At 69.1% G+C, this 23,622-nt stretch carries 25 protein-coding genes and 2 pseudogenes; 11 read left to right on the top strand and 16 right to left on the bottom strand.

The features are described 5' to 3' along the window. Positions 1-3 precede the first annotated feature (3 nt). The 8 genes from ABIE67_RS07885 to ABIE67_RS07850 all read right to left on the bottom strand — a co-directional run bounded on the left by ABIE67_RS07885 (position 4) and on the right by ABIE67_RS07850 (position 5,426). Positions 4-312 (bottom strand): family 43 glycosylhydrolase, encoded by a 309-nt coding sequence (locus ABIE67_RS07885; RefSeq protein WP_370255565.1) that lies wholly within the window; start codon positions 310-312, stop codon positions 4-6. Further along, positions 290-538, bottom strand: coding sequence for a hypothetical protein (locus tag ABIE67_RS07880; protein ID WP_370255564.1), 249 nt, complete (start codon positions 536-538; stop codon positions 290-292). Before ABIE67_RS07880 ends, ABIE67_RS07885 begins: the two co-directional genes overlap by 23 nt. Then, positions 535-1,131 (bottom strand): hypothetical protein, encoded by a 597-nt coding sequence (locus ABIE67_RS07875; protein ID WP_370255563.1) that lies wholly within the window; start codon positions 1,129-1,131, stop codon positions 535-537. The genes ABIE67_RS07880 and ABIE67_RS07875 overlap by 4 nt, the downstream gene beginning before the upstream one ends. A gap of 22 nt (positions 1,132-1,153) precedes the next feature. Continuing rightward, positions 1,154-1,633 carry a recombinase family protein gene (locus ABIE67_RS07870; protein WP_370255562.1) on the bottom strand — a complete coding sequence of 160 codons (480 nt, stop codon included), beginning with the start codon at positions 1,631-1,633 and terminating at the stop codon, positions 1,154-1,156. Further along, positions 1,630-2,022: a recombinase family protein gene (locus ABIE67_RS07865; protein ID WP_370255561.1), complete on the bottom strand. Its 393-nt coding sequence runs from the start codon at positions 2,020-2,022 to the stop codon at positions 1,630-1,632. Before ABIE67_RS07865 ends, ABIE67_RS07870 begins: the two co-directional genes overlap by 4 nt. Positions 2,023-2,329: 307 nt before the next feature. Beyond that, positions 2,330-3,367, bottom strand: coding sequence for a hypothetical protein (locus ABIE67_RS07860; RefSeq protein ID WP_370255560.1), 1,038 nt, complete (start codon positions 3,365-3,367; stop codon positions 2,330-2,332). 307 nt (positions 3,368-3,674) lie between these two features. Continuing rightward, positions 3,675-4,493 carry an SDR family oxidoreductase gene (locus ABIE67_RS07855; protein WP_370255559.1) on the bottom strand — a complete coding sequence of 273 codons (819 nt, stop codon included), beginning with the start codon at positions 4,491-4,493 and terminating at the stop codon, positions 3,675-3,677. A gap of 114 nt (positions 4,494-4,607) precedes the next feature. Further along, complete coding sequence (locus ABIE67_RS07850; RefSeq protein WP_370255558.1) at positions 4,608-5,426, bottom strand: SDR family NAD(P)-dependent oxidoreductase; 819 nt, start codon at positions 5,424-5,426, stop codon at positions 4,608-4,610. 93 nt (positions 5,427-5,519) lie between these two features. Here ABIE67_RS07850 and ABIE67_RS07845 point away from each other — a divergent pair, with 93 nt between their 5' ends. Then, positions 5,520-6,140 (top strand): TetR/AcrR family transcriptional regulator, encoded by a 621-nt coding sequence (locus tag ABIE67_RS07845; RefSeq protein WP_370255557.1) that lies wholly within the window; start codon positions 5,520-5,522, stop codon positions 6,138-6,140. A 402-nt stretch (positions 6,141-6,542) separates the two neighbouring features. On the opposite strand, the gene ABIE67_RS07840 is transcribed toward ABIE67_RS07845, so the two are convergent. Continuing rightward, the gene (locus tag ABIE67_RS07840; RefSeq protein ID WP_370255556.1) at positions 6,543-7,610 is read right to left on the bottom strand and encodes a transposase; all 1,068 of its coding nucleotides are present in this window, start codon (positions 7,608-7,610) and stop codon (positions 6,543-6,545) included. Between ABIE67_RS07840 and ABIE67_RS07835 the strand changes: the two genes are divergently transcribed. Next, complete coding sequence (locus ABIE67_RS07835; protein ID WP_370255555.1) at positions 7,611-8,000, top strand: hypothetical protein; 390 nt, start codon at positions 7,611-7,613, stop codon at positions 7,998-8,000. It begins immediately after the preceding gene. 185 nt (positions 8,001-8,185) lie between these two features. On the opposite strand, the gene ABIE67_RS07830 is transcribed toward ABIE67_RS07835, so the two are convergent. Together ABIE67_RS07830 and ABIE67_RS07825 are read right to left on the bottom strand one after the other, a co-directional pair. Continuing rightward, the gene (locus ABIE67_RS07830) at positions 8,186-8,740 is read right to left on the bottom strand and encodes an NUDIX domain-containing protein (protein WP_370255554.1); all 555 of its coding nucleotides are present in this window, start codon (positions 8,738-8,740) and stop codon (positions 8,186-8,188) included. A 47-nt stretch (positions 8,741-8,787) separates the two neighbouring features. Then, positions 8,788-9,744 carry an NUDIX domain-containing protein gene (locus ABIE67_RS07825; protein ID WP_370255553.1) on the bottom strand — a complete coding sequence of 319 codons (957 nt, stop codon included), beginning with the start codon at positions 9,742-9,744 and terminating at the stop codon, positions 8,788-8,790. A 302-nt stretch (positions 9,745-10,046) separates the two neighbouring features. Between ABIE67_RS07825 and ABIE67_RS07820 the strand changes: the two genes are divergently transcribed. Then, positions 10,047-13,265 carry a M36 family metallopeptidase gene (locus tag ABIE67_RS07820; protein WP_370255552.1) on the top strand — a complete coding sequence of 1,073 codons (3,219 nt, stop codon included), beginning with the start codon at positions 10,047-10,049 and terminating at the stop codon, positions 13,263-13,265. Then, on the top strand, positions 13,262-13,693 hold the full coding sequence (locus ABIE67_RS07815; RefSeq protein WP_370255550.1) for a hypothetical protein: 432 nt from the start codon (positions 13,262-13,264) through the stop codon (positions 13,691-13,693). Before ABIE67_RS07820 ends, ABIE67_RS07815 begins: the two co-directional genes overlap by 4 nt. 96 nt (positions 13,694-13,789) lie before the next feature. On the opposite strand, the gene ABIE67_RS07810 is transcribed toward ABIE67_RS07815, so the two are convergent. Beyond that, positions 13,790-13,990, bottom strand: coding sequence for a hypothetical protein (locus ABIE67_RS07810; RefSeq protein ID WP_370255549.1), 201 nt, complete (start codon positions 13,988-13,990; stop codon positions 13,790-13,792). A 42-nt stretch (positions 13,991-14,032) separates the two neighbouring features. Between ABIE67_RS07810 and ABIE67_RS07805 the strand changes: the two are divergent. Beyond that, positions 14,033-14,428: pseudogene (locus ABIE67_RS07805) on the top strand (hypothetical protein); the annotation flags it as partial. Here the strand turns inward: ABIE67_RS07805 and ABIE67_RS07800 are convergent. From ABIE67_RS07800 to ABIE67_RS07790, 3 genes are all read right to left on the bottom strand, one after another. Beyond that, positions 14,370-14,576 carry a hypothetical protein gene (locus ABIE67_RS07800; protein ID WP_370255548.1) on the bottom strand — a complete coding sequence of 69 codons (207 nt, stop codon included), beginning with the start codon at positions 14,574-14,576 and terminating at the stop codon, positions 14,370-14,372. The pseudogene ABIE67_RS07805 and the gene ABIE67_RS07800 sit on opposite strands and share 59 nt — an antisense overlap. A gap of 5 nt (positions 14,577-14,581) precedes the next feature. Next, positions 14,582-16,075: an RICIN domain-containing protein gene (locus ABIE67_RS07795; protein ID WP_370255547.1), complete on the bottom strand. Its 1,494-nt coding sequence runs from the start codon at positions 16,073-16,075 to the stop codon at positions 14,582-14,584. Positions 16,076-16,531: 456 nt separating this feature from the next. Continuing rightward, positions 16,532-16,735, bottom strand: a complete 204-nt coding sequence (locus ABIE67_RS07790; protein ID WP_370255545.1) for a hypothetical protein — start codon at positions 16,733-16,735, stop codon at positions 16,532-16,534. A 265-nt stretch (positions 16,736-17,000) separates the two neighbouring features. Between ABIE67_RS07790 and ABIE67_RS07785 the strand changes: the two genes are divergently transcribed. From ABIE67_RS07785 to ABIE67_RS07760, 6 genes and pseudogenes are all read left to right on the top strand, one after another. Then, positions 17,001-17,906 (top strand): aminoglycoside phosphotransferase family protein, encoded by a 906-nt coding sequence (locus tag ABIE67_RS07785; protein ID WP_370255544.1) that lies wholly within the window; start codon positions 17,001-17,003, stop codon positions 17,904-17,906. Between the two features lie 442 nt (positions 17,907-18,348). Further along, positions 18,349-19,313: pseudogene (locus ABIE67_RS07780) on the top strand (FAD-dependent monooxygenase); the annotation flags it as partial. Between the two features lie 503 nt (positions 19,314-19,816). Next, positions 19,817-20,251 (top strand): VOC family protein, encoded by a 435-nt coding sequence (locus ABIE67_RS07775; protein ID WP_370255543.1) that lies wholly within the window; start codon positions 19,817-19,819, stop codon positions 20,249-20,251. A gap of 511 nt (positions 20,252-20,762) precedes the next feature. After that, on the top strand, positions 20,763-21,482 hold the full coding sequence (locus ABIE67_RS07770) for a glycoside hydrolase family 11 protein (protein ID WP_370255542.1): 720 nt from the start codon (positions 20,763-20,765) through the stop codon (positions 21,480-21,482). A 2-nt stretch (positions 21,483-21,484) separates the two neighbouring features. After that, positions 21,485-22,198, top strand: coding sequence for a polysaccharide deacetylase family protein (locus tag ABIE67_RS07765; RefSeq protein ID WP_370255541.1), 714 nt, complete (start codon positions 21,485-21,487; stop codon positions 22,196-22,198). A gap of 155 nt (positions 22,199-22,353) precedes the next feature. After that, on the top strand, positions 22,354-22,641 hold the full coding sequence (locus tag ABIE67_RS07760) for a hypothetical protein (RefSeq protein WP_370255540.1): 288 nt from the start codon (positions 22,354-22,356) through the stop codon (positions 22,639-22,641). Between the two features lie 404 nt (positions 22,642-23,045). Here the strand turns inward: ABIE67_RS07760 and ABIE67_RS07755 are convergent, their stop codons facing one another. Then, the gene (locus tag ABIE67_RS07755; protein ID WP_370255539.1) at positions 23,046-23,426 is read right to left on the bottom strand and encodes a hypothetical protein; all 381 of its coding nucleotides are present in this window, start codon (positions 23,424-23,426) and stop codon (positions 23,046-23,048) included. Between the last annotated feature and the right edge of the window lie 196 nt (positions 23,427-23,622).

Below are 23,622 nucleotides of genomic sequence, written 5' to 3'. Positions count from 1 at the left end.
CGCCTAGTCGGCCTGTTCGCCCGACGGCGCGGCCTGCGGGACGCCCAGGGCCACCGGGGTGCCGAAGTTCGGCGTGCCGTCGGCGTTCCAGGTGAACTTCTGCGCCCTGGTACTGCGGTTCATGTCGCAGCCACCGCTCGACGAGCTGTTGGCGTGGTAAGCGATCCAGTCCTCCGTGCCGTCGGGCGACTTGAAGAAGCCGTTGTGGCCGGGGCCGTACACCCCGTTGGCGTTGGACCGCTGGGAGACCGGGTTCGGGGACTTGACCCAGGAGGCGGAGTCGAGCGGGTCACCGCCGTTGTAGGTGAGCATGCCCAGCTTGTAGTCGGGCAGGTTCGCGGCCGGAGGAGCAGGTGAAGGCGCGCGGCTGGGTGCCGTTGGTCGTCGAACTGCCAGGCAGGTCCAGGCAGTTGCCGCCGTTCGGGTTCACACCCGTCGAGGTGAAGGCGACGGCGGCGGAGGCCGGCGGCGCCACCAGGAAGGCGACCGCCAGGGTCAGCACGGCGAGGAGCGCGGAAAGGTATCGGGATCGGGTCACGGGCCGTACACCTCTGCTTCGAGGAGGCCGACGGAGTTGGTGCCGTTGCTCGTGAGCAGCACCCGCAGCCGCGTGGTGTCGATGGTCGTGAAGGTGACGCTGTTGTACTGGTTCCTGGCCAGGGGATAGCCGCTCGCGCCCGGCACGTCGACGTAGGCGCTGCCGTTCCAGTACTGGAGCTTCCAGGAGGCGGGCAGGTCGATGCCCTGGTCGTCGTCGAAGAAGTACACGTCGGCCTTGTTGAGCGTCTTCGCCGACGCCCAGGTCGGCTCCGCCCACTGTTGCCCCGTCTCCGGCCAGGTCCCCCAACGAGGGTTGACCGTGTGGGGGCGGTTCGCGCGCTCGTCGAAACCTGGCTGTCCGAGGGGCTGTTCGGCTCCGCCGGGCGGGACCGTGTCGTCGCGGCGGCGGTCAGTGCGGACCTGAGGGGGGTCCAGCCAAGGTGAGCCCAAAGGGGCAGTGGGATGATCTTGGAGCTGTGAGGCCGCGCTCCGGTGTGCGAGTTCGAGTGGCTGCGGCAGCATGGCCAGGACGAGAGAATCCGTGACGCGGCCAGCCTCGTCCACCAGGCCCTGGAGTCCTAGCTCAGACACCAGCCGCAAACTAGCCGGATGATCACGCTCCCGCCGCCGTGGCGGCCTGTTCATCGTGCTCCCGCAGCATCCTCATGACGGTGGCGGGCGAGGGGTGCTGGCCCTTCTTCACGCCCGTGGTGATGACGAGCCGCTTGGCGATGTCGCGCAGGCTCATTTCCTGGTCGCGTAGGTAGAGGGCCATGGACAGCATGGACTCGTCGGTGACGCTGGCCCCGCCGATGGTCTTGCCGCGCTTGCGGGCGGACTCGTGGCCTTCGAGGGTGCGGTCGCGGATGTACTCGCGCTCCATGCCGGACATCGCGGCGAGCACCGTGAACACGATCCCGGAGGGATCGTGCGAGCCCTTCAGTTCTCCGGTGAGGAACTCCAGGCCGACGTCGCTTGCCTTCAGCTCTTCGGCGAGCATGGCGAGTTCGATGCCGCGGCCGAGGCGCTTGTGCTCGTGCACGACGAGAGTGACAGCGACGCCGGAGGAGCGGATCTCCCCGGCGAGCTTCACGGCGGCCTCCAGCTCGGGCGCCGGGTGGCGCGGGTGGAGATCTTCTCCGAGAAGACGCGCGTCACTCCGGCCTCGGTGAGAGAGTCGAGTTGTGCGTCGAGGGACTGCCGGGCGGTCGAGGCGCGTGCGTATCCGAGGCGGACGTGTCCGACCGGTTCGGCGCCGGCGCTCACCGGCCAGGGCAGTTCGATCCAGACCGAGCCCGGCTTGCGTACGGCCGGGGTCGGCACGCTCAGGGCCTTGGCGAGTTGGGGTACGAGGCGGAAGCGGGCGGTGTGGTACTGGATGGCCACCTTGTTCTTGCCGGTCCGGCATGGGGAGCCCGCGGGGGCGGCGCAGGTGGACATCGGGCAGTCGTGCGATTCCACGCGCTTGAAGTCGTCGCTCACGACCCCAGACTGTTTTATGAGGGCGTTTCAGGCGTCCAGTCGTTTGCAACAACTCATGAAACATGATCCCCGCAGGTGAACTGCCGGGCGCCGGGCGTTTCATGAGCGACCACCTATGCAACATCCCGTTCCGGGTGGGAAAGGCGATCAACCAGTCCGCGGGGCACGACGTTCGGGTCGTCGAAGGCGTATCTGCCGGCGGAACCAGAACAGGTATGGAGGCGGGCCGTATCGGCCCGCCTCCATACCTGTCCCGTCTGCTCGGCTGTGTCGTCGGCTGCCTGGTCGGCACAGCGTGTGGTCGCCGCTACGCGCTCGCCTGCTTGCTGCTGGTCGGGCGGGCAGCGGGGCTGCGGGTGAGGATGCTGCGGAGTTCGGCGGTCTGCTTGTCGATGGCCTGGGGGCCGTTGCCGGTGAGCAGCCGCACGGACGGCTCGTAGGCCGTTTGCGGGGCGGACATGTTGAGGGAGGACGCGACGGTGAAGCCGGCTTCCTTGATGGCCACGTCGACGAAGTAGGGGAGCCGGGTCTTGCTGCCGGGGACGTGCGGGTAGAGAAAACTCAGCGCGAACAGCTCGCCCATCTTGGGGACGGTCGAGATGGCGGCGGCGAGGAACGGATTGTCCTTCACAGGGTAGGCGGCGCCCTGCGCGTCGATGCGCTGCCGGGTGGAGGTCACCCCGATGGGCGCGTGGCAGATCAACGAGATGGTGACGCCGTTCTCCCGGGCCGTGTGGAGGGTTTCGCCGAGCCACGGGTTGTCGCGGAAGTCGACCATGGGGGCGTGACCGCCGGGGGCGTGGATGAAGTCGAAGTCGGCGAAGGTGAACGCATCGGCCGCATCACGGTGGCGCTGGGCGAGGTCCTGCAGCGAGTGGAAGGTGCCCTCGGGCAGCTTGTCGAGGCGCCGGATCAGTTCGGGGCGGTACTCGGCGAGCTCCGGTTCGCTGTTGGGCAGCAGCTCGGAGACCGGGATCCGGCCGATGTGCCGCTCCAGCAAGCGGACTTCCTGCTCGCGGCGGGCGACCAGCTCGGGGTAGCGCTGCCGGAAGCCGTTGACGTCGAACGAGCGGCGGCGCTGCTGCCTGCGCAGGGGGATGGTCTTGGCGCCGATCTTCTCGATGTAGTGCATGGACAGGGCCATGCCGTTGATGTCGAGTTGCGGGGCGTTGCCGTCGGGGGTGGCGAAGGTGAACTCGTAGTCCTTCTCGAACTCCTTGAGCATCTGAGCCATCTCGACCAGGAAGAACCCGGTCGAGATCGACTTGACCTCGGCCGGCTTGGCCAGCGGCAGCTGGCGGCCGGACGAGATGATGATCAGTGCGCGACGCTTGGTGGTGGGCATGACGGGGCTCCCTTCAGTGAGCCTCGATGGCGTGGGACGGGTGGGCCCGTCCGGCCCACTCCTGATTGTGCTGCTGTTGGTTGTGCGGGACGAGTTGCCCGGGCTGCCGGCCGAGCGGCATCCGCAACGGGGGCGGCATGACGCTTGCGGAAGCAGGTGGCGCCGAAGGTGCTTGGGCGGGGAAGGACCTGCTGCCTGCGGGGGTGAGGGAGCCTGGGCGGGTGTGCCGCCCGCGCTCTCTCAGGTGCCGACGGTGCGGGTGCACGCCGCGGTGTGGGCGTGTCATGGCCCGGGGGCCGGGCGTTTTCTACTTGCCTTCCGCGGCCTTGGACACGTGCGCCCACTCGGCCCAGGTCTCCAGGCGCTGCTGGTAGACCTGCGGTGCCATCTGAGTCGGCCCCTCCCCGAAGAACACGCGCAGCGGCGGCTCCTCGGCGTCGACGAGCGTGAGGATCGCGGACTTGAAGCCGACCGGCTCCGGGAGTACGACCTGCGCCCGCCGCGCGGCCATGTTCTCGTGCAGAGCCGCGTACGCGGGATGCGCGTCGGCGACGATGGCGGATGCACCGGACCAGTCGGTGGCGAAGCCGCCGGGTTCGACCAGGGTGACCTGGATGCCGAAGCCGGCGACCTCCTGGGCGAGTGCGTCCGTCATCCCTTCCAGCGCCCACTTCGACGCATGGTAGGCACCGAGGGTCGGGAACGCGACGATGCCGCCCATGGTCGAGATCTGGATGATGTGGCCCGCGCGCTGCTCGCGGAGGATCGGGAGGACCGCCTGCGTGACATGGAAGACACCGAACAGGTTCGTCTCGATCTGGTCGCGCAGCTGCTGCTCGGTGATCTCCTCGACCGTTCCGAAGAGCCCGTAGCCCGCGTTGTTGATGACGACGTCGATCCGCCCGAACGTCTCGTGCGCGGACTTCACCGCAGCGAACACCTGGTCGCGGTTGGTGACGTCGAGCTCGACCGGAAACACGGCGTCGCCGTACTGCTCGACCAGGCCACTCAGAGTGTCCGTGTTGCGGGCGGTCGCTACGACCTTATCGCCACGCTCGAGGGCGCCGAGGGCGAACTCGCGGCCAAAGCCTTTCGACGCGCCGGTGATGAACCAAACTTTGCTCATGATTTAAACCTTCTGTTCGTATGGGTGGGTGTGCCACCCGGGCTCTCTCAGGTGTCGGCGGTGCGGTGACACGCCGTGGTGTGGGCGTGTCATGGCCCGCGGGCCGGGCGCCCTCTACTTGCCTTCCGCGGCCTTGGACACGTGCGCCCACTCGGCCCACTCGGCCAGACGTTGCTGGTACACCGCGGGCACCCACTGGGAGGGCTCCTCGCCGAAGAACACGCGCAGCGGCGGCTCGTCGGCGTCGACGATCTGGAGGATGGCACCGCCGACCCCCTCGGGGCCGGGCGCCTGGGCGGTGGCGCCCATCTCGGTCAGCGACGCGTGCAGGGGGGCATAGGCGTCCTGGCGGTGCGCGGTGAAGACCGACGAGCTTGCGAAGTCGGTGGCGAAGGCGCCGGGTTCGATCAGGGTGACCTTGATGCCGAAGGGCGCGACTTCCTGGGAGAGGGCCTCGCTCAGGCCTTCCAGCGCCCACTTGGAGGCGCTGTAGCCGCCCGTGCCGCCGAAGGTGGCCACCCCCATGGCCGAGGAGATCTGGACGATGTGGCCGCTGCCCTGCGCCCGCAGGACGGGCAGAACCGCCTGGGTGACGTGCAGGACACCGAACACGTTGGTCTCCAGCTGGTCGCGCAGCTCCTGCTCGCCTAGTTCCTCCACGGCGCCGATCAGGGAGTAACCGGCGTTGTTGACCACCACGTCCAGCCGGCCGAGCCGCTCCGTGGCCGCCGCGACCGCCTCGAACACCTGCGTGCGGTCGGTGACGTCCAGCTGCAGCGGCAGCACCGCGTCGCCGAACCGCTCGGCCAGGTCGGCCAGCGCCTTGGTGTTGCGGGCGGTGGCCGCGACCTTGTCGCCGCGCTCCAGGGCCGCCTCGGCGAACTGGCGGCCGAAGCCGCGCGAGGAACCCGTGATGAACCAGACCTTGCTCATGGAAACACTCCTGCTCGAAACGAGGTGTTGCAAGAAGACTGTAACTCTGCTTGAGACTCAGTATCAAGTTGAGCTTTCGTGTACTCTGTGGGCATGAGTGACTCCGCCGCTACTCCCACCCGCTCCACGGCCAAGCCCGGGCTGCGCGAGCGCATGCGCGCCACGATCCGGGCGGAAGTGACGGACGTGGCCCTCAGGCTCTTCGCCGAGCAGGGATTCGACCGGACGACCGTCGACCAGATCGCCGCCGAGGCCGGACTGTCGCGCGCCAGCCTGTTCCGCCATTTCGGCACGAAAGAAGACATCGTTCTGGCCGACCTGGACGAGATCGGCCGCCAGGTCACCGACGCGCTCGCCGCCCGGCCCGACGAGGAGCGGCCCTGGGAGGCGCTGCGCCGGGTGTTCGACGTGATGACGCGGATGCTCGAGGCGGAACCCGAGCGGATGCTCAGCTATCTGCGGATGCTCCAGGAGACGCCGTCACTGCGCGCCCGGCACTTCGAGAAGCAGCTTCACTGGCAGGAGATAATGGCCCCGGAGATCGCACGGCGACTGGGGGCCAGCCCCGGCCAGCCGGACGATCCCCGGCCGGCTGCCCTCGTCGCGGCCGCCCTCGCCTGCGCGGACGCGGCTTCGGCGGGGTGGGTGGCCTGCGAGGGAGCAGTTCCACTGACCGTGCTGCTCGACCGCGCCATGGGCGCATTCACCGACTAGCCGTTCCGCCCGCGCACGGACCCCACTGCGTCGTTCGCCGCCGTGCCGGGCACCCACGCCGCCCGGTGCACAGTCGGCCTCGGCCGAGGTCTCCGGGGCCCGCGCACAAGCAGACCGTTCCGGCCCCCGATTGGCCGGCGGGGAGCGTGGGACTACCGCCAGGCCGGAGTCGGCCGTGCCGAAGAAGCAGTCCATCGCCGCGCAGCACGCCCGCGCGGCCGCGCGTCAGGGCGGCAAGTACACCCAGGTCCTCCGCAGCACCAAAGGCCCGCAAGCCGGTGCCACTCGGCCGGACGACGGGTTCGGCGGTCGACCGAGGCGACGGCCGGGACCTGCCGGTCCTCGACGGTGGAGGTGATCAGCTCGATCCAACACCCGAACGGCATGGTCAGGCCTCGCCCGTCACGGTGCTGCCGCTTTGTCGTCGTCGCCGAGCGCGCTGAAGTCGACGTCCAGGTGGGCGTCGTAGTCGTCGGGGGTGATGCCAAGTTCGTGGGTGGAGTACTCGCCGAAGCGCCTGATGTGCTCGGTCAGGTACGGGGAGATCTGCGCAAGGTCGAGCGGGTCGATGATCCAGCCCTCGGCCTGCAGCTCGCGCACCACGTCGGCGATGTCCAGGGTGTTGTGGAAGATCACCAGGTTGGCCAGCAGAGAGGTGAACTTCACGTCCTTCTCCTGCTCGACCGGATCGTTGGCCGCCACCGTGCCGTGCTGGCCGAAGCGGACCCAGTCGGAGAAGCCGTTGAACGCCTCGACCTTGTTGGTCGCCGCCGTCACTCGCGCCCGAAGCGGCGCGTCCGACAGATACCGCAGCAGCTGGACGGTGCGGATCACCTTGCCGACCTCGCGGAAGGCGGTGTAGGTCGCGTTGCGGCGCGAGCCGGAGCGAAGCCGCTTGAACAGCGTCGCGGAGGAGATGGTGCCCTCGCGGATCGAGACGATCACCCGCATCAGGTCCCGGTAGTGGGTCTCGATCAGGCCCCAGTCGACGACGTTGCGACCCGCCTCGCCGAACAGCGCGTCGATGTGCTCGTACTGGGCGGTGCGGCTGGGCCGGAAGAACAGAAGGTCCTTCCAGTTGCGGATCCTGGGCATCAGGTCGATGCCGAGCAGGTGGGCGATCGCGAAGACCGGGTAGCTCTGGCCCTGGGTGTCGGCGTGGATCGTGGTGGGCTTGACCTCGGAGGTGTTCTTCAGCAGGCCCTCGATGATGTAGACGGCCTCCCACACGCCACACCGTACGAAGTGCGTGAACAGCGCGATGTACAGGTCGGAGACGCGGTGGTAGGCGATGCCGCCGACCGCCCCGTACCTGACGCTCGTCTCGGCGAGCAGGTTGTCCAGGTAGGTGTCCATGTGGGTGCCGTCGGCCGCGGCGGTGGTGCCGTTGCCCCACGCGCGGGACAGGTCGAGCTGGGCGTGCCGGTCCACCACGTCGCCGATCGCCTCGTTCAGCTTGGCCGTGGTCACGTGCCGGCGGGCCGCCACTTCGCGATCGGAGCGCTGACCCCGGACCACGTCCCCGTGTGGGACTACGGCGCGCCGCAGCAGCCGTACGACATCAAGGACGCGTCGGCCGGAGCGGTCATGGCCTGCGGCCTGCTCGACCTGGCGTCGGCCACCGGCAGGAACACCTACCGCGAGGTGGCGCTACGGCTGCTCACCGCGCTCTCGGAGACGTGCCTGACGACGAACTCGGCCCGGGCGGAGGCGGTGGTGGCCCGCTGCACCCGTAACCGCCCGGCCGAGGACGGCGTCGAGATCTCCCTCCCGTACGCCGACTACTACCTGCTGGAGGGCATCCTGCGCGTGCTGCGGCCGCAGGACGTCGACCGGGCGGTCGACCTCTCCACGGTCTGACCGGCGGGTGTGCGGGTCGGCCCGCAGCTCGCGAGGGAGTCCAGTCGTGCCGCTTGTTCCGCCGCCGGGCGCAGGGCCCGGAGGTCGCCGTCCGGCGGCTCGCTCCTCCTTGTCGCCGGTCGCGTAGGCCAGGCCCGGGCAACCGCATGTCGTAGAAGGTGCCGTGGTTGTCGGTGGCGACAGTGTCACGCCGGCGGTCTCGGGCCGTCGGGCACGATGCACAGTCGGTCGAAGGCCGGATCGTAGGCGATGGGGTCGCCGGGCTGCTGGAAGTGCACGGCCAGGCGCGCCCCGGCACGGTAGGCGTCGAGGCCGGCCCGGCAGTAGGCGACCATCGGCTCCGGCAGCCCGTCCCAGCGGAACCAGTCCATCCCGTCGCACCGGTCCTCTTCCAGGATCCTGGGCTCGCCCTGCCAGGCCGGCACCACCAGGAAGACGCCGATGCGGGCGGGGCCGGACGGGGCACGGTGATGGACCGTGACCGCCGCGCGGATATCCGCCCGGTCGCTGACCAGGCCGGTCTCCTCGCCCTGTTCCCTGATCCCGCCCTCGACGACGTCCTCGTGCGGTCCGTCCAGATGGCCCGACGGCAGATGCCACATCCCCGCCGCGTACACGGCGCCGGCCCGCCGCGACAGCAGCACCTGTGGGCCCTTCGGGCTGTCCCGCGGCAGGATCAGGTGTACGTCGACCGGGACCTTGTACCGCCTGGCACTGGTGGGTGGCTCGGGTTCGGGCACGGTGGTCAACTCCCGGAAGGGGTAGGGGCGGAGGGGGACGTCGGCGGTCAGGTCGGGGGAGTGCCCCAGCCGAGTTCGGTGTAGAGGCGTCCGTGCCGTATGCCGTCGACGGCGGCGCGGGTGTAGCCGACGGTCGGTTCCGGCAGGGCGTCGACGGGCCACCAGCCCCAGCTCACGCACTTGTCCGGCTCCCGCAACTGCGGTTCGCCCTGCCAACGGCGGGCCCTGAAGACCAGTTGCAGGCGCGGCGGGGCGCCGGGTGCGTCGACGAGGTGTACGACGTGCACGAGGTCGACGTCCTCGGCCTTGATCACCAGCCCGGCCTCCTCCCACGCCTCCCGCACCAGACAGTCGACGGCCGACTCCCGCTCGCAGTGACCGGCCAGGAAGTGATGCTCCAAGGGCGCGTAGGCGGAATCGGGGTGCCGCAGCCCCAGCAGGATCTCGCCGGCCCGCTCCAGATACAGGTGGACGCCGATGACGTTCGGGACCGTCTTCGTGCTGGTGCCGCGCACCCGGAGCAGGGGCAGTTGCCCGTCAATCCGGGCACCGGCACGGGCACGCAGCCCTCGCTGTCCCTGCCCCGGCTCCCGCTGCTGATGGTGGCGGGTGACGGCCGTTGTCCCGGCGTCCACGGTCAGATACGGGATCTGCTCCGGAGCGGTCCAGCGCAGCATGATCCCCTCGGTGAGGGGCAGTCGCGCGGGGTCGCCGTTCCAGGTCCCGGCGTACACCCGGACCCGGCTGGTGGGCCGGTCGTCCGCGTCGGTGTTCTCGATGACGGCGAGCGGGGCCAGGCCGGGGACGCGCAGGCCGGCCTCTTCCAGGAGCTCCCGGGAAATCGCGTCGTCGAGGCTCTCGCCGGGTTCGGGATGTCCGCCGGGCAGGGACCACTGCCCGGCGCAGGCGATGTTCTTGTTGGCGTCGCGCAGGTGCAGCAGGTAGTGCCGGTCATCGTTGACGAGCAGGGCAGCTGTCGTGGTGGCCACAGCCGGTCCGGTCACGCAGTCCTCCATCCGTACACAGGGTCAGGCGAGAGCGATCGAGGCAGTCTGAACCACACCAGGCAACTGGGCACCTCCGAGGCCCACTTGGGGGATCGCCGCTGACGTCCGGAACAACGACATCACGGCCATGGTCGAAACGGCCTTTGTCGAACGCGCGTGTGTCGGTGGCCGAAATTCGAGCGCCGCTGTGGGGCGTATGCACTCTTCCGCTGAATTGTCATGCGCACGTACGGTGTGCTCGGTCCGCACTCAGGAAGTCAACGGACGGGGGAGAGGGAATGCCACCCACACGCTTATCGATGCGCGCAAGATCACTGCTCATCGGTGCGGTTCTGCTCGCACTGCCGGCGGTCACGGTCGCACCGTCGTCGGCCGCCGCCGGCGAACGTCCCGGTGCCCAGGGGACGCAGAAGCGACCGGCCCAGGAACAGCCCGACATGCCGTACCCGAACATCGACGTACGCGGTGACCAGCGCGTCACGCCCACGGCCGGGCAGCTGCGGGCCGCGCAGGAACTCGACGGCACGGCGATCCGCTGGAGCCGGTTCGGTACGCCGAAGCGGCTCACCCCGCAGGGCCGCAATGCCCTCACCGCCACCAGCACCGCCGACCCGCGCACCCTCGCGCTGGACCACATACGCGACCACGCGGACCTCTACGGCCTCTCCGCCGCCGAGTTGGACGCCCTCACCGTCGTCAAGTCGTACCGCACCGAGCACAACGGCGTACGGCATGTCTTCGTCGGCCAGAGTGACCGGGGCGTCCCCGTGCATGGTGCCCGCCTCTCGGTCGCCGTCGACAAGGCCGGCCGTATCCTCACCGTCACCGGCAGCCTCGTCCAAGACGCCCGCGCCACCGGGACGGTCGCCCTCGACAAGGGCGACGCGCTGGACCGGGCCGCGGCCTCCGTCGGCACCGACACCCCGCCCGGCACCGCCACCGCCACGAGGGTCACCTTCCCGCTCGCCGACGGCACCGCCCGCCCGGCCTGGCGGACCACGCTCACCGCCGACAACCACCATCTGTACGACACCGTCGTCGACGCCGGGAACGGCACCGTCCTCCTGCGCACCGACCTCACCAGCAACGAGGGCCCCGAGGGCCGGGTCTTCACCGATCAGAACCCCACCCTCGGCAGCGCGACGACCGTCCCCTTCAGCGGCCTCGGCCGTTCCTGGGTCACCGGCCGGGTCACCACCGGCAACAACGCCGAGGTCTCCCAGGACCCCGACGGCGACGAGACGCTCGGCCACCAGCCCCAGACCCCGGCCGCCGGAGACCCGGCGTACCAGCATTTCGACTACACCTTCACGGACGCCTTCCGCACCAGCGGCGGCACCGACCTCACCACCGACCGGGACGCGGTCGTCACCCAGGCCTTCTACTACACCAACCGCATGCACGACCACCTCTACGGGCTCGGCTTCGACGAGGCGTCGGGCAACTTCCAGGAGGACAACCTCGGAGGCGGCGGCTCCGGCGGCGACCGTGTCGACGTCTACGTCGACTTCGACGCCAACGGGGACTCCGCCTGCAACGCCAACTTCAGCACCCCCGCCGACGGCGAGAACGGCACCATGCGCCTCTTCGTCGGACGCGCCTCCTGCGGCAACCACAACATCCACCGGGCCATGAACGGCGACACCATCGCCCACGAGTACAGCCACGGCCTGTCCAACCGGCTCGTCGGCGGCGGCGACCTGGGCGACGGTGAGCAGACCGGCGCGCTCGGCGAGGGCTGGAGCGACGCGGTGGCCACCTCGCTGTGGAACGACCCGGTGTACGGCGAGTACAACAACGGCCGGCCCACCGGCATACGCAGCGTCGCGTACGACGACAGCGACCTCACCTACGCCGACCTCTGCTCCGGCGGCTGCCAGGTGCACTCCGACGGCGAGATCTGGGCCACGGCCATGTGGGACATGCGCACCGCGCTCGTCGGCGCGTACGGCTACGCCACCGGCAAGCAGCGGCACGAGCAGCTGATGGTCGACGGCATGAAGCTCACGCCGTCCTCACCCGACTTCCTGGACGCCCGCGACGGCATCCTCGCCGCCGACCGGGCCAACCACGGCGGCGCCAACCAATGCCTGCTGTGGGGCGTGTTCGCCGGCCGGGGCATGGGCGCGAGCGCCACCTCACCGAGCCAGGACCAGGCCAACCCGGCCACCGACTACCCCGCGAGCTGCCGGCCCACCGCCGACGCGGGCGGGCCGTACTCCACAGAGGAGGGCGCCGACGTGCGGCTCGACGCGAGCGGCTCCACCGTCCCCGGTGGCGGCGGCAGCTACAGCTGGGACTTCGACGGCGACGGCGCCTACGACGACGCGACCGGCGTCAGCCCGCTCTTCGACCGGGTCGGCCGGGACGGCACGTACACCGTAGGCCTGCGCGTCGGCAACGCCGCCGGGGCCGACACCGACACGGCGACCGTGACCGTCACCAACGTGGCGCCCACGGTGGCCTTCACCGTTCAGGGCCCGCGTGAGGAGGGCGGCAAGCTCACCGTCGCCGGCACGGTCACCGACCCGGGCTGGCTCGACCCGCTCACCGCCACCATCGACCCCGGCGACGGCAAGCCCGTCGCCCTCCCCGGACAGCTGGAGAACAACCGTCCCGACGCCACCCTCACCTTCAGCCGCGAACTCGTCTTCGGCGACAACGGCACCTTCACCGTGAAGATCTGCGGCAACGACGACGACACCACCACCTGCCGCGACGCCGAGATCACCGTCGCCAACGTCGACCCGACCGCCGCCATCGACAAGACCGATGCCGTACCGCTCGCGGGCGGGCGGACCCTCGTCGTCCACGCGGGCGAGGAGCACCGGTACACCGCCCGGGTCACCGACCCCGGCAGCGACGACGAGACCATGAGCTGGGCGTGGGGCGACGGGACACCCGCCACCACGACCACCTCGCTCGTCAACCCGCCCGACCCCGACCCCGCCCGCAGCCCCAGCGTCCAGCCGCGCGACCTGACGGACGCCCAGGCCCACACGTACGCCAAGCCCTGCCTGTACGACCTGTCCTTCACGGCACGCGACGACGACGGGGGTACGGGGAGCGACGCAATGCCCGTCATCGTCCAGGGCAACGCCCCGCTGTCGATGCTCGCCGACGTCTGGTACGTCAAATACCTGACCGGCGACCTCACCGGGCTCGGCAAGAAGACGCTGGACTGCTATCTGAAGATCGTCCAGCACGCGAGCGCGGTGTTCTCCGAGAAGGTCGACGTCTCCACCCAGGACAAGGCCGCGGACGTCCTCTTCCTCAATCTGCTCCTCGACCCCAAGCGTTCCCTCGACCGCCAACTGCTCGCCGCCTGGCTCAATTTCGCCAACGGAGCCTTCGAGCCGAACGAACTCGTCGACACCGACAGCGACCTGAAGCCGGACACGCCCTTCCTGGAGGCCGTCCAGAACGCCGAGAAGGTACGCCTCGACCCCAACGCCACCACACAGCGGCTCAAGGCCCAGGCGGTCATCCTCACCTGCATCAACATCCCGCTCGTATGACACGGATGACCCTCCTGCCGCGCGCCGCCGCCACCCTGCTCCTCGGGGTGGCGGCGGCCGCCTGCACCGACAACTCCCCACCACGGCATCCGACTCCGCCCGCTCAGAGCGCCACCCACACCCGCACTCCATCGGCGAGCACCACCTCCCCCGCGCCGCCCGCCCCGACCGTCCTCACCCAGGACGACACCGGCCGCACCGTCACCCTCCCCCTCGGCGACACCGCCCAACTGCGTCTCTCCGGCCGCTGGCGGCAGACCACCCCCACCGTCGACGGCACGGCGATCGTCCTCGTCGCCGTCGACTACGAGACCGATCCGGGCTTCAGCGCCTGGGACATCCGCGCCACAGGCCGGGGCGAGGCGGTGCTGCACACCGCCGGAGGACCGGGGCCGCGGGCGGTGCGGATCTTGTTTCGGGTGCGGTGAGAATGCAGCGACTGCAAGGGGCCCGACGGGAACAGGTCGGCGTCGCAGGGGGCGGCCGTGGTGAGGCATCGGCCTGCCCCTCGGACGATCAGTGGCTCAGGCAGCCGCCGGCTTCCGGGTGCGCGGATGGCTCTCCAGGGCCCACCGCACGGTCTTCGGTGGGCGTCCGAGCAGGGTTTCCAGCTGGTCGGTGGTGCCGCGGTATCCGCCGCCGCCCATCGGCCGGGTCATGGTCTTCAGGTGCTCCGCGGTGTGGGGGAACGCGGCCAGGCGGTGTCGACGTAGGTCTCGTTCCAAGTTTCTACCTTCCTGATGCAGATGCAGATGCAGATGCAGGGATGGGGCGCCAGTGCGGGCAGCCAGTGCACCTTAGCCAACTCCGGTACAGGCTGGGGCGTCTGGGACACCGACCACGACTACGAGATCATGCTCTGGGTCAACCACAACGGAGCCGTCGGACCGCTCGGCTCCTACCAAGGCAATGCCAGGGTCGGCGGCCACAACTGGAACGTCTTCAAGGGCACCAACGGGTCGAACGAGGTGTTCTCGTTCCTCCGGACCACCGACTCCACCTCCGGCACCGTGGACGTGAACGCGGTCCTCCACTGGATCGCCCACACCAAGGGCTGGATGTCCGGCAGCGAGACCATCGGCGACGTCCAGTTCGGCTACGAGATCAGCTCCTCGCCCGGCGGCCAGACCCGACAGCGGGGCCGGGGACCGCTGCCGCGGTGAGCCTGTCCCACAGCGGACCCCGGTAGCCGTCGCCCGTGCTGCTGCCCTCGCCCCAGGTGATCGAGTCGCCCAGCGGCAGGACACGCAGGGGGGTGCCGGAGGCGACGGCGGGGGGCAGCAGTCCCTGGCCCGGTTCACGGGTGGTCATGTCCCTCACCATCCCGTCGGCAGGCTGCTGAGGAACGGGGCAAGCCGGTCGGCGATCACCCGGTCGTCGTGAGCCGAGGTGTGCCGGTCACATCCGAGGAAGTCCAGGCCCGACTGATCGAGGAACCAGTAGTGGACCCCGCTGTCGCCGGCGTCGTTGCGCGCCTCGACCACCTGCAGCACATGCTCGGCGTTTCCGTCGAAGCCGACGGCCACGAGGGTGGTGCCGGCACCGTAGCGCGTCCGCAGTTTCCGGAGGAACTCGCCGTAGGCGGTGCGGTAGGCGGCCGCGAGGCTGTCGGGCGTCCACGGTTCACCGGGGGTGAGGTCGGAGAAGTCGTTGGCGCCGAGGTTGACCACCACGATCTGGGGGCGCCACGTCCCCGGGTTCTGCCAGACGTCGCCGTCCACGTTCAGCAGGGCGCGGTCGTAGTAGGTCCGGTACGTGACGTCCGGGGATATGCCGGCGACGTTGCGCACCATGCCGAGGCCGGAGAAGCCGTTGATCTGGTAATCGGCATCCAGCTGCTGGGCAGTGAGGGGGCCGTAGCTCACGTCGGTGTTGGTGTTCCGCTTGAGCTGCTCCGGATTGCAGTCGCGGGTGCCCGAAACATTGCCGTAGCCCACCGTGAGGGAGTCCCCGATGAACTCGATCTGGCGGTCCCGGGGCGCCGGCTTGCTCAGTACGGCGCCCCCGGGCGCGGCGACGAAGCCTCCGAACGTGCTGGTGTCCCCCGGGGTGTCGTTGCGTTTGACGACCCGGACCGTGTGCTCGCCGTCACGCAGGCCGTTGATCCAGTGCGTGGTGTCGCCGGGTGTGACCAGGGTGGCGACGGTGGCCCCATCGACCTGGACGTCGTAGTCGGCGGCCGCGCAGTCGAGTACCACCCCGAGGCCGGTCCCGCGGAAGCGGCCCTCGAAGTACACCCCGGGCCAGCTGAACTGCACCGTCTTCCCCAGGTCCTTGACCCGCCCTGCGGTGTGCACCTGCTCCGAGACACTCTTCACGGGGACCAGTTGCCACTGCTGGTTGGCGCCGCCCCAGTCGGTGAACTGCACAACCTTGGCACCGTCCGTGGTGGCAGCGTTCTGGACCTCGACGGCCTTGCCGCTGTTGCGGTTGATCAGACGAACGTAACCGTCCGCCGAGTCCTCCAGCCGGAACTGCTGGTTCGAGCCGTTGGTGTCGCCCCACTGCACGATGTCCGCGTGGTCGGCGCCGGACCAGCCGTGGACGTCGAGAACCTTGCCCGAGTGCTGGGCCTTCAGTCGGTAGTAGCCGTCGCCCGAGTCGACGAACCGGAACCGCTGATGGGCACCACCGTTGCGGGTCCACTGCTGAACGGCGGTTCCCTCAGCAGTACTTGCGCCGGATATGTCCAGCGCCTTACCGTTGCCCTGGTTGATCAGCTCATACCACGAGCCCGCGTCCACCGTGGCCGCTTGCGCGGTCCCGGTCGCGCCCAGCCCTGTCGGCGGAGCCGCCGGCAGGGGCGTCACCGCGGCAAGCGCCGCCGGGCGCCTCCCGCGCCCCGGCTTCGGGTTCCTGTCTCTGAAAGCCATCTGCGTGCCATCTCTCCGGCCCTGTGGCGCATCGGTGGGTCACGGCTGAACGTCCGACGTTCCACCCCTGAATGTCAACCAATTTGAAGGGATGAAATAGATCAACAGGCACTCGATTGGCGCGACTTGATGAACTATCCACTTATCTGCACACGTCAAACATCGTATGTCTCACGCGGTTTGAAGCCTGGGCAGGCACCCACCGGCGCAGTTATGAATATCCCATCACTAGCACGCACCACCGACCGACGGATGTCATCGAGCCGCGACATCGGGCCGTACCGCCCCCACCCTCACTGATCGATGTGCATCGTGAAGTTGCAGGTCACGGGTCTGGTGTGAACGGCTCGGGGCGCGCTCGTGCCGATCGGGGGCGGGAGTCTGTCGTGGAGATCATCGGTCAGCGGCCCACTTCCTGGTCGTGAGGACGAGCAGAGCCCTGACCAGTGAGGTCGCCCACTTCGGGTCGGTGCGGACCTTGGCCGGCGCGCGCCAGTTCTTCAGGTGCGCGAAGCCGTGCTCGACCAGGGCGTGGACGGCGGCCAGGGCCCGGTGTATTGACCCGCGGCGTCGCGACGCCCGGCACGCCGAGAGCACACACCGAACGCCGCTCCCTCTTCCACGGGGACTTCAAAAATCCCCACTCTTCGAGGATGGCAGTACTTCATGTTCGCGGATCGGTCACTGCGACCAATACGCGAACACCGCCCCTACTGGTCATCGTTGGCGCGATGGCACTGAGCTGCGGTTCCGAGGTTCAAACTCATTCAGGGGCAGCCCACCACGTGCCGGACTACCAGCAGGCAAGGTTGCGCGACAAAATCGGGTTGCAGTTGAAGATCGTGACGCGAATGCTTCCATCATGAAGATGCACGCCAACCAGCTGACGATGTCACCTGAAACGGTGCGCACGTTGGTAGATCAGCAGTTTCCCGAGTGGCGAAACCTGCCAGTCAGGAGCATCGCTGCGCAGGGTACGGTCAACGCCGTCTTCCGCATTGGCGATCGGTTCGCAGCTCGATTCCCTCTTGAGTCCGCGGACATCGAGTCGACGCGTCGCGGGCTGGAGTCCGAAATGGAAGCGGCTCGCGAGCTGGTAGGTCGCACGCGTTTCCCCACGCCGGAGCCGGTCGCGCTTGGTGAACCCGGTGCAGGCTACCCACTTCCGTGGTCGGTACAGACGTGGTTGCCCGGCGTCGTGGCCGCCCACGAGGACCCAGGCGAATCGTCTGCGTTTGCCCGCGACTTGGCCGATCTCATCGGCGACCTACGCGCGATCGACACGCATGGCCGCACGTTCGCCGGCACAGGTCGAGGAGGCGACCTGCAGTCCCATGACGCGTGGATGGAGACCTGTTTCAGACACAGTGAGCAACTCCTGGATGTCCCTCGGCTTCGCCGTATCTGGGCAACTTTGCGTGAGCTGCCGCGAGGTGCAGCTGAGGACGCCATGGCGCATTGCGATCTGATTCCTGGCAACGTGCTCGTGTCCGCTGGTCGGCTTGCGGGGATTCTCGACGTTGGCGGCTTCGGGCCGGCTGACCCTTCGCTGGATCTCGTGAGCGCGTGGCATTTGCTCGAGGCTGGGCCGCGGCAGGTGCTCCGCGATCACCTGGGCAGCGACGACCTTGAGTGGGAGCGAGGCAAGGCGTGGGCTTTCGTTCAAGCGATGGGGCTGGTCTGGTACTACGTCGAAAGCAACCCGGCCATGAGTCGGATGGGTCAACGATCCTTGGAACGTGTCATGGCGGATGAATCGCTCGCGTGACGTGTTCGCCCTGAGCATGGCCGCTGACCGTCTTGATCGTGAGGTTGAGGCAGCCGACACGGGAAACGGACGCTTGTCAGCGACGCGTGGATCGTGACCCACTTCCGAGGCGCGGATTCCAAGATCATGGAGTTCTCTACGCCCGCGATCCGAGTGGAAGACCATGCCTGCCGACGCATCACCGCTGATCCCGCCTGCCCTTGACCAGCTCCGCGCGCATCCCAGGTCGTATCCGACGAGGTTCCGCGCCTGCTGGAGCGGCTGGCCGAGGTGCCCGACCCGCGAGACCCACGCGGCGTACGGCACGCTCTGGTTGCCGTGCTCGCGCTGACCGCTTGTGCGGTGCTGGCGGGGGGCGACCTCCGTACTGGCGGTCAGCGAGTGGATCGCCGACGCCCCGCCGCACATCCTTCAACGCCTCGGCGTACGCCTCGACCCACTGGGCGTCGACCAGGTCTGCGACCCGGACCGGCCGGTGACCTTCATGCGCGTCGGCGAGGACCGCTACCGCTGGGAGTTCCGGCTGCGGGACGGCCAGGAGCCGGTCCGAGGGCTGGTCGCCCCGTGGCTGCCGCCCTCGTACGACGGGGACTTCGAGGTCGTCCGAGAGACGCAGTACACCTTCCGGGCCCGCGTCGCCGACCGGTGGCGCCGAGGCCGTGTCTTCCTCCTCGGTGACGCCGCCCATCTCACCCCGCCGTTCATCGGGCAGGGGCTGTGCTCGGGCCTGCGAGACGCCTACAACCTGACCTGGAAGGGCGCCCGCGTCCTCCGACAGGGCGGCGACGAACGCCTTCTGGACACGTACGAGAGCGAGCGCAAGCCGCACGCCCGGCATGTGATCCGACTCGCGGTCGCCATGGGCTGGGCCATGACCGGCGGGCAGGACGGCGCCGCCGCGGTGCGTCGCAGGCTCCTGGCCGCGGCCTGCCGCATACCCGGCCTGACCGCGTCGGCCGGCCGCGACATCAGCCCGGCACTGACCGCGGGGCCGCTCGTGCGGCGCGGTGTCCGCCGGGGGCTCGCGGGCACGCACTGTCCGCAGCCGTGGGTCGGCGCCGACGGCCGGCGTACCCGGCTCGACGACGTGCTCGGTGACTCCTTCACCGTCCTGACCGCCGCCGATCCCTCGCCTTCGCGCTGAACGCGCTCGCCCATGGGCTCGGCGTACGGGCGATCCCCTTGGCCGACCTCGGTGACGACGGCACGCTCGCGGCCTGGCTGCGCGCCGGCCGTGCGGACGCCGTACTGCTGCGCCCCGACCGCGTCGTCATGGACGTCGTCCCGGCAGGCGGCCGCGACTTCACGGACACCGCCACCTGGGCATCCCTCCTGCACACCACCCGCAGCCCCCTCCCACCCCGACGGACCGTCGACAACAGCCTGCTGAGGAGCGCCACACGATGACCAGGCCGTACCCGGAGCCCTTCACGGCGCCCGACCCGCAGGTGTCGGTGAGGACATCGGCGTCCTGCGTGTGTTCGACGTCATCGCGTGGATGCATCAAGGCCGGCAGACCGAGGTCGCGAGGAGCTGAGCTCCGGGGTGGAGGGGGAGGGGAGACGAACGCGGAGGCGCTGACGGGGAACCCCAGCCGGTCCTCGCCGGGGCGCTGCTGAAGGTGGCGCGGAGGCGGGGCTGCGGGACGCGCTGGACGCCTTGCTGCGCACCTACCTGGGCGGCGGCCGGGACTGATGGAAGCGGGCTGTCCCGGCATGGCAGGGAGCCGACCGGTTCCGGCCCGCTCACCTGCCCGGCCACCGGCGGAACACCGTCGACGAGGGCAAGGGTCTGTGTGACTCGTTGACGTTCTCCGTCCGGTCTGGAACGGCGGGCAACCCTTCGTCCTCCCGGCAACATGCGGATCCACACCGGGAGATGAGTAGCAGAGCCCCTGTTATGGTGCGCCGATGCCGTCGTCATCGATCAAGCAGTTCCAAGTCACCTTCGACTGCGCGGAACCTGAGCGCGTCGCTCGCTTTTGGTGCGAGGTGTTGGGGTACGTCGTATCGCCGCCACCGAAGGGGTTCGCCACGTGGGACGACTTCGACCGCTCTCGGTCTCCTGAGGATCGGGGTTCATGGTTCGCCTGCAGTGATCCCTCAGGTGTCGGCCCGCGGCTGTTCTTTCAGCGCGTTCCCGAAGGCAAGGTCGTCAAGAACCGGCTGCATCTTGACGTGCGGGTCGGCACCGGGCTCGTGGGTGAAGAGCGCCTCGCCGTGCTCGAAGCCGAATGTGCACGACTGATCCCGCTCGGCGCGGTACGCGTGCGACTCCTGTATGACGGCAACGATTCGTGCATCGTGATGCAGGACATCGAAGGCAACGAGTTCTGTATCGACTGAGGATCCTCCGAGCCGGCGAGGTGGGTAGCCGTCGTTCCTGGGCCTGTCTTCAAGGTGGTCCCGTGGAGCGGGAGTTCAGGTGAGGGCAAGGCCGCGATGGCGGGCTGTGCCGAGTATCGCGGTGTGAGCCGCTTTCGCGCCGGTGCGGGGCTCGCCGAGGAGGCCGGCCAGGCAACCAGGAGGCCCTCGGCCTGGTCATCGGCTCGAACGGTGGCGGCCTCCGTGCTGCCCCAGCCCTACACGTGTCCGGCATGCCCGGAGAAAGTATCAACGCGCCCTACTCTTCGAAACATTCGTAGGTTGAGTCAGATATTGATCTAGGGGCAGTGAGCAAGGTCGTTCAGCCGCAGTGCGGTTTGTCGTACAGGGGCGTTGACCAGGCAAGACATCCATCCCAGCCCGCCTCCCCTCGCCAGAATGTTTCGAAACAATTACCGAAAGCATTGACAGTTGACAGGGTCACTCCAAAACTGCCGATGACCGAGCTACTCGACGAGGAGGAGGCAGGCACGTGAACGACGCACCCGCACCCACACCCCCGACCGGATCCGCATCCACATCCGCACGCCCCATGAGTCGCAGGACGTTCGTCAGCGGTGTCGGTACCACGGCTCTGGCCGTCGCGGCCGGGGTCGCCCTGCCCGGGACCGCCCATGCGGACACCGTCATCACCGCGAATCAGACCGGTACGAACAACGGCTACTACTACTCGTTCTGGACCGACGCGCCGGGCACCGTCTCCATGACGCTCAGCTCTGGTGGGAAGTACAGCACCTCATGGCGCAACACCGGCAACTTCGTCGCGGGGAAGGGGTGGAGCAACGGCAGTCGTAGGACGGTGAGTTACTCCGGGTCCTTCAACCCGTCCGGCAACGCCTACCTGTGTCTGTACGGCTGGACCTCGAACCCGCTCGTCGAGTACTACGTCGTCGACAACTGGGGGACCTACCGGCCGACGGGGACGTACAAGGGCAGTGTCACCAGTGACGGTGGGACGTACGACATCTACCAGACCACCCGGTACAACGCCCCGTCGGTCGAGGGCACCCGCACCTTCAACCAGTACTGGAGCGTCCGGCAGTCCAAGCGGACGGGGGGCGCCATCACCACCGGGAACCACTTCGACGCCTGGGCCCGCGCCGGCATGACCCTCGGCAGCTTCCGCTACTACATGATCATGGCGACCGAGGGCTACCAGAGCAGCGGCAACTCCAGCATCACGGTGGGGTGACCATGGACAGCCAGCTGAGCGCCCTGCGCGTGCGACGCCCGTTACGGCCCCTCGCCACCCGGCTCGCCGTCGTCGTGGCCGTTGCCGCAGGCACCCTCACCGTCCAGGCCGGCAGCCCTGTCCCTGCACAGGCCGCCGTCTGCAACGGCTACGTCGGTCTCACCTTCGACGACGGCCCGTCCGGGAACACCCCGGCCCTGCTCAACGCACTCCGGCAGAACGGGCTGCGGGCCACCATGTTCAACCAGGGCCAGTACGCAGCCGCCCACCCGGCCCAGGTGCGGGCCCAGGTCAGCGCCGGTATGTGGGTCGGCAACCACAGTTACACCCACCCGCACCTCACCCAGCAGAGCCAGGCGACGGTCGACTCCGAGATCTACCGGACCCAGCAGGCCATCGCGAGCGCGGGCGGCGGTACCCCGCGGCTGTTCCGGCCGCCGTACGGCGAAACCAACGCGACGGTGAAGGCGGTCGCGGCCAAGTACGGGCTGACCGAGATCCTCTGGAACGTCGACTCGCAGGACTGGAACGGAGCCACTACGGATGCCATCGTGGCGGCCGCCGGGCGGCTCACCAGCGGCCAGGTCATCCTCATGCACGACTGGTCCGCAAACTCCCTCTCCGCGATACCGCGGATAGCCCAGGGGCTGACCGCTCGGGGGCTGTGCGCCGGGATGATCTCCCCCACGACCGGCCGCGCCGTGGCCCCGGGCTGAAGCGTAGCCCTGGGCCGAGTGCGGACAGGGGAGGTCGAGTGAGCGCGGGGGCGGCGTTTGCGGTGAGGGACCATGATGACCGGCGAGAGCCTGTGCTCCACCAGCCACCAGGTGGTCATCGACGTCGCCCCCGACTTGTTGCCGGTCGGGGGCGAATGCGCGCAGCCCAGGGGTCGGCGACCATCGCTCTCATCACCACCTCCGGCACCCTCACCCCGCTGCCGCACCGCGCCGACCTGTCCACCGGCCAGCTGTCGCTGGTCGCCCTGGCGATGGGCGCGGGTGCCCTCGCGCTGTCCCACATCAACGACGCCGGGTACTGGATGTTCACCAAGCTCGCCGGACTCGACGTGGCGGCGGGCCTGCGCACGTGGACGGTCCTGACGACCGTCAGGGGGTGCGCCGGTTTCGCCCTCACCACGGCGCTGTGGCCACTGGTCTGACCTGACGTGTCGACGTACGGAGCATCGGCGAGATGAACGCCGGACGGCTCACACAGGTATGGCGCATGGCGGGCGAATGTCCGCTTCGCGTCGACCTGAGTCGGTTCGGATCTTTCCGCTGGGAGCACGCAACCAGCGCCCCATGCCGTGGGTCGGACCGGTCGGCCGGTTGACGGCACTCAAGTGCTCAGGGGGCGCGTGGTGCGAAGAGGGCGAGCAAGAGAAGGCAGGGGCAGGGTGGCACTGGCCGTCGGCGCGGTCGCGCTGGCGGTAGGGACGGGGCTGCTGACCTGGGCGCCGGCCTCCGCGGCCGTAGCGGGCGACGAGGAGATGCCGTCCGTCACGCTGCAGGCGGAACCCATGACGACAAGGCCGGCGAACCTGTACGCCGCCGACGACTCCGGTTATCTGTCGACGCCGTCGCCCGCCGAGCCGTCGAGCCTGTCGACGTGGGTCGGCAAGGACGGCTCGACCGTTGCGGACCTGCCCACTCCGGTGGCTGTCAACGGCGGGTTCGGGCTGGACGGGTCAAGGAGACGAACACCTACCGGATCCGGCACTACGCGACCGGCGAGGTCGTACGGGTCGACCTGCCCGCGACCGACATGGCCACCTTGGTGTTCGCCGAGAACCGTCTGGTGACCCAGCGCGTGGTCGATGGCGAGAGATCCCTGCACCTTCTCGAAATCCCCGACGGCGGCGGGCAGCCGACCGATCGTCAAGTGTCCGGAGTCCTGGGCGACCTCGACAATGCTCTGGCCAACGACGAGGGCCTCTTCGTCCACGGCGCGACATCGGACGGCCGCGGCGGCGTGTTCCATTACAAGCCCGCGGGCGGCGATGCCGGACGCACCGCGCTGCTGGATTTCGCGACCGCCCGGGTGACCTATGTACCGCGGACGGGCTTCGACGGGATGCGCGCCTCGCACCTCGGCCGCGACCAGTCGTCTTCGCGGTTGTCGACAAGAGTTTCAAAAGGTC

The organism is Streptomyces sp. V4I8 (assembly GCF_041261225.1).
GTDB lineage: Bacteria > Actinomycetota > Actinomycetes > Streptomycetales > Streptomycetaceae > Streptomyces.
Note: the sequence above shows the minus strand (reverse complement) of the source record. Positions and strands in the feature narration are given on the sequence as shown.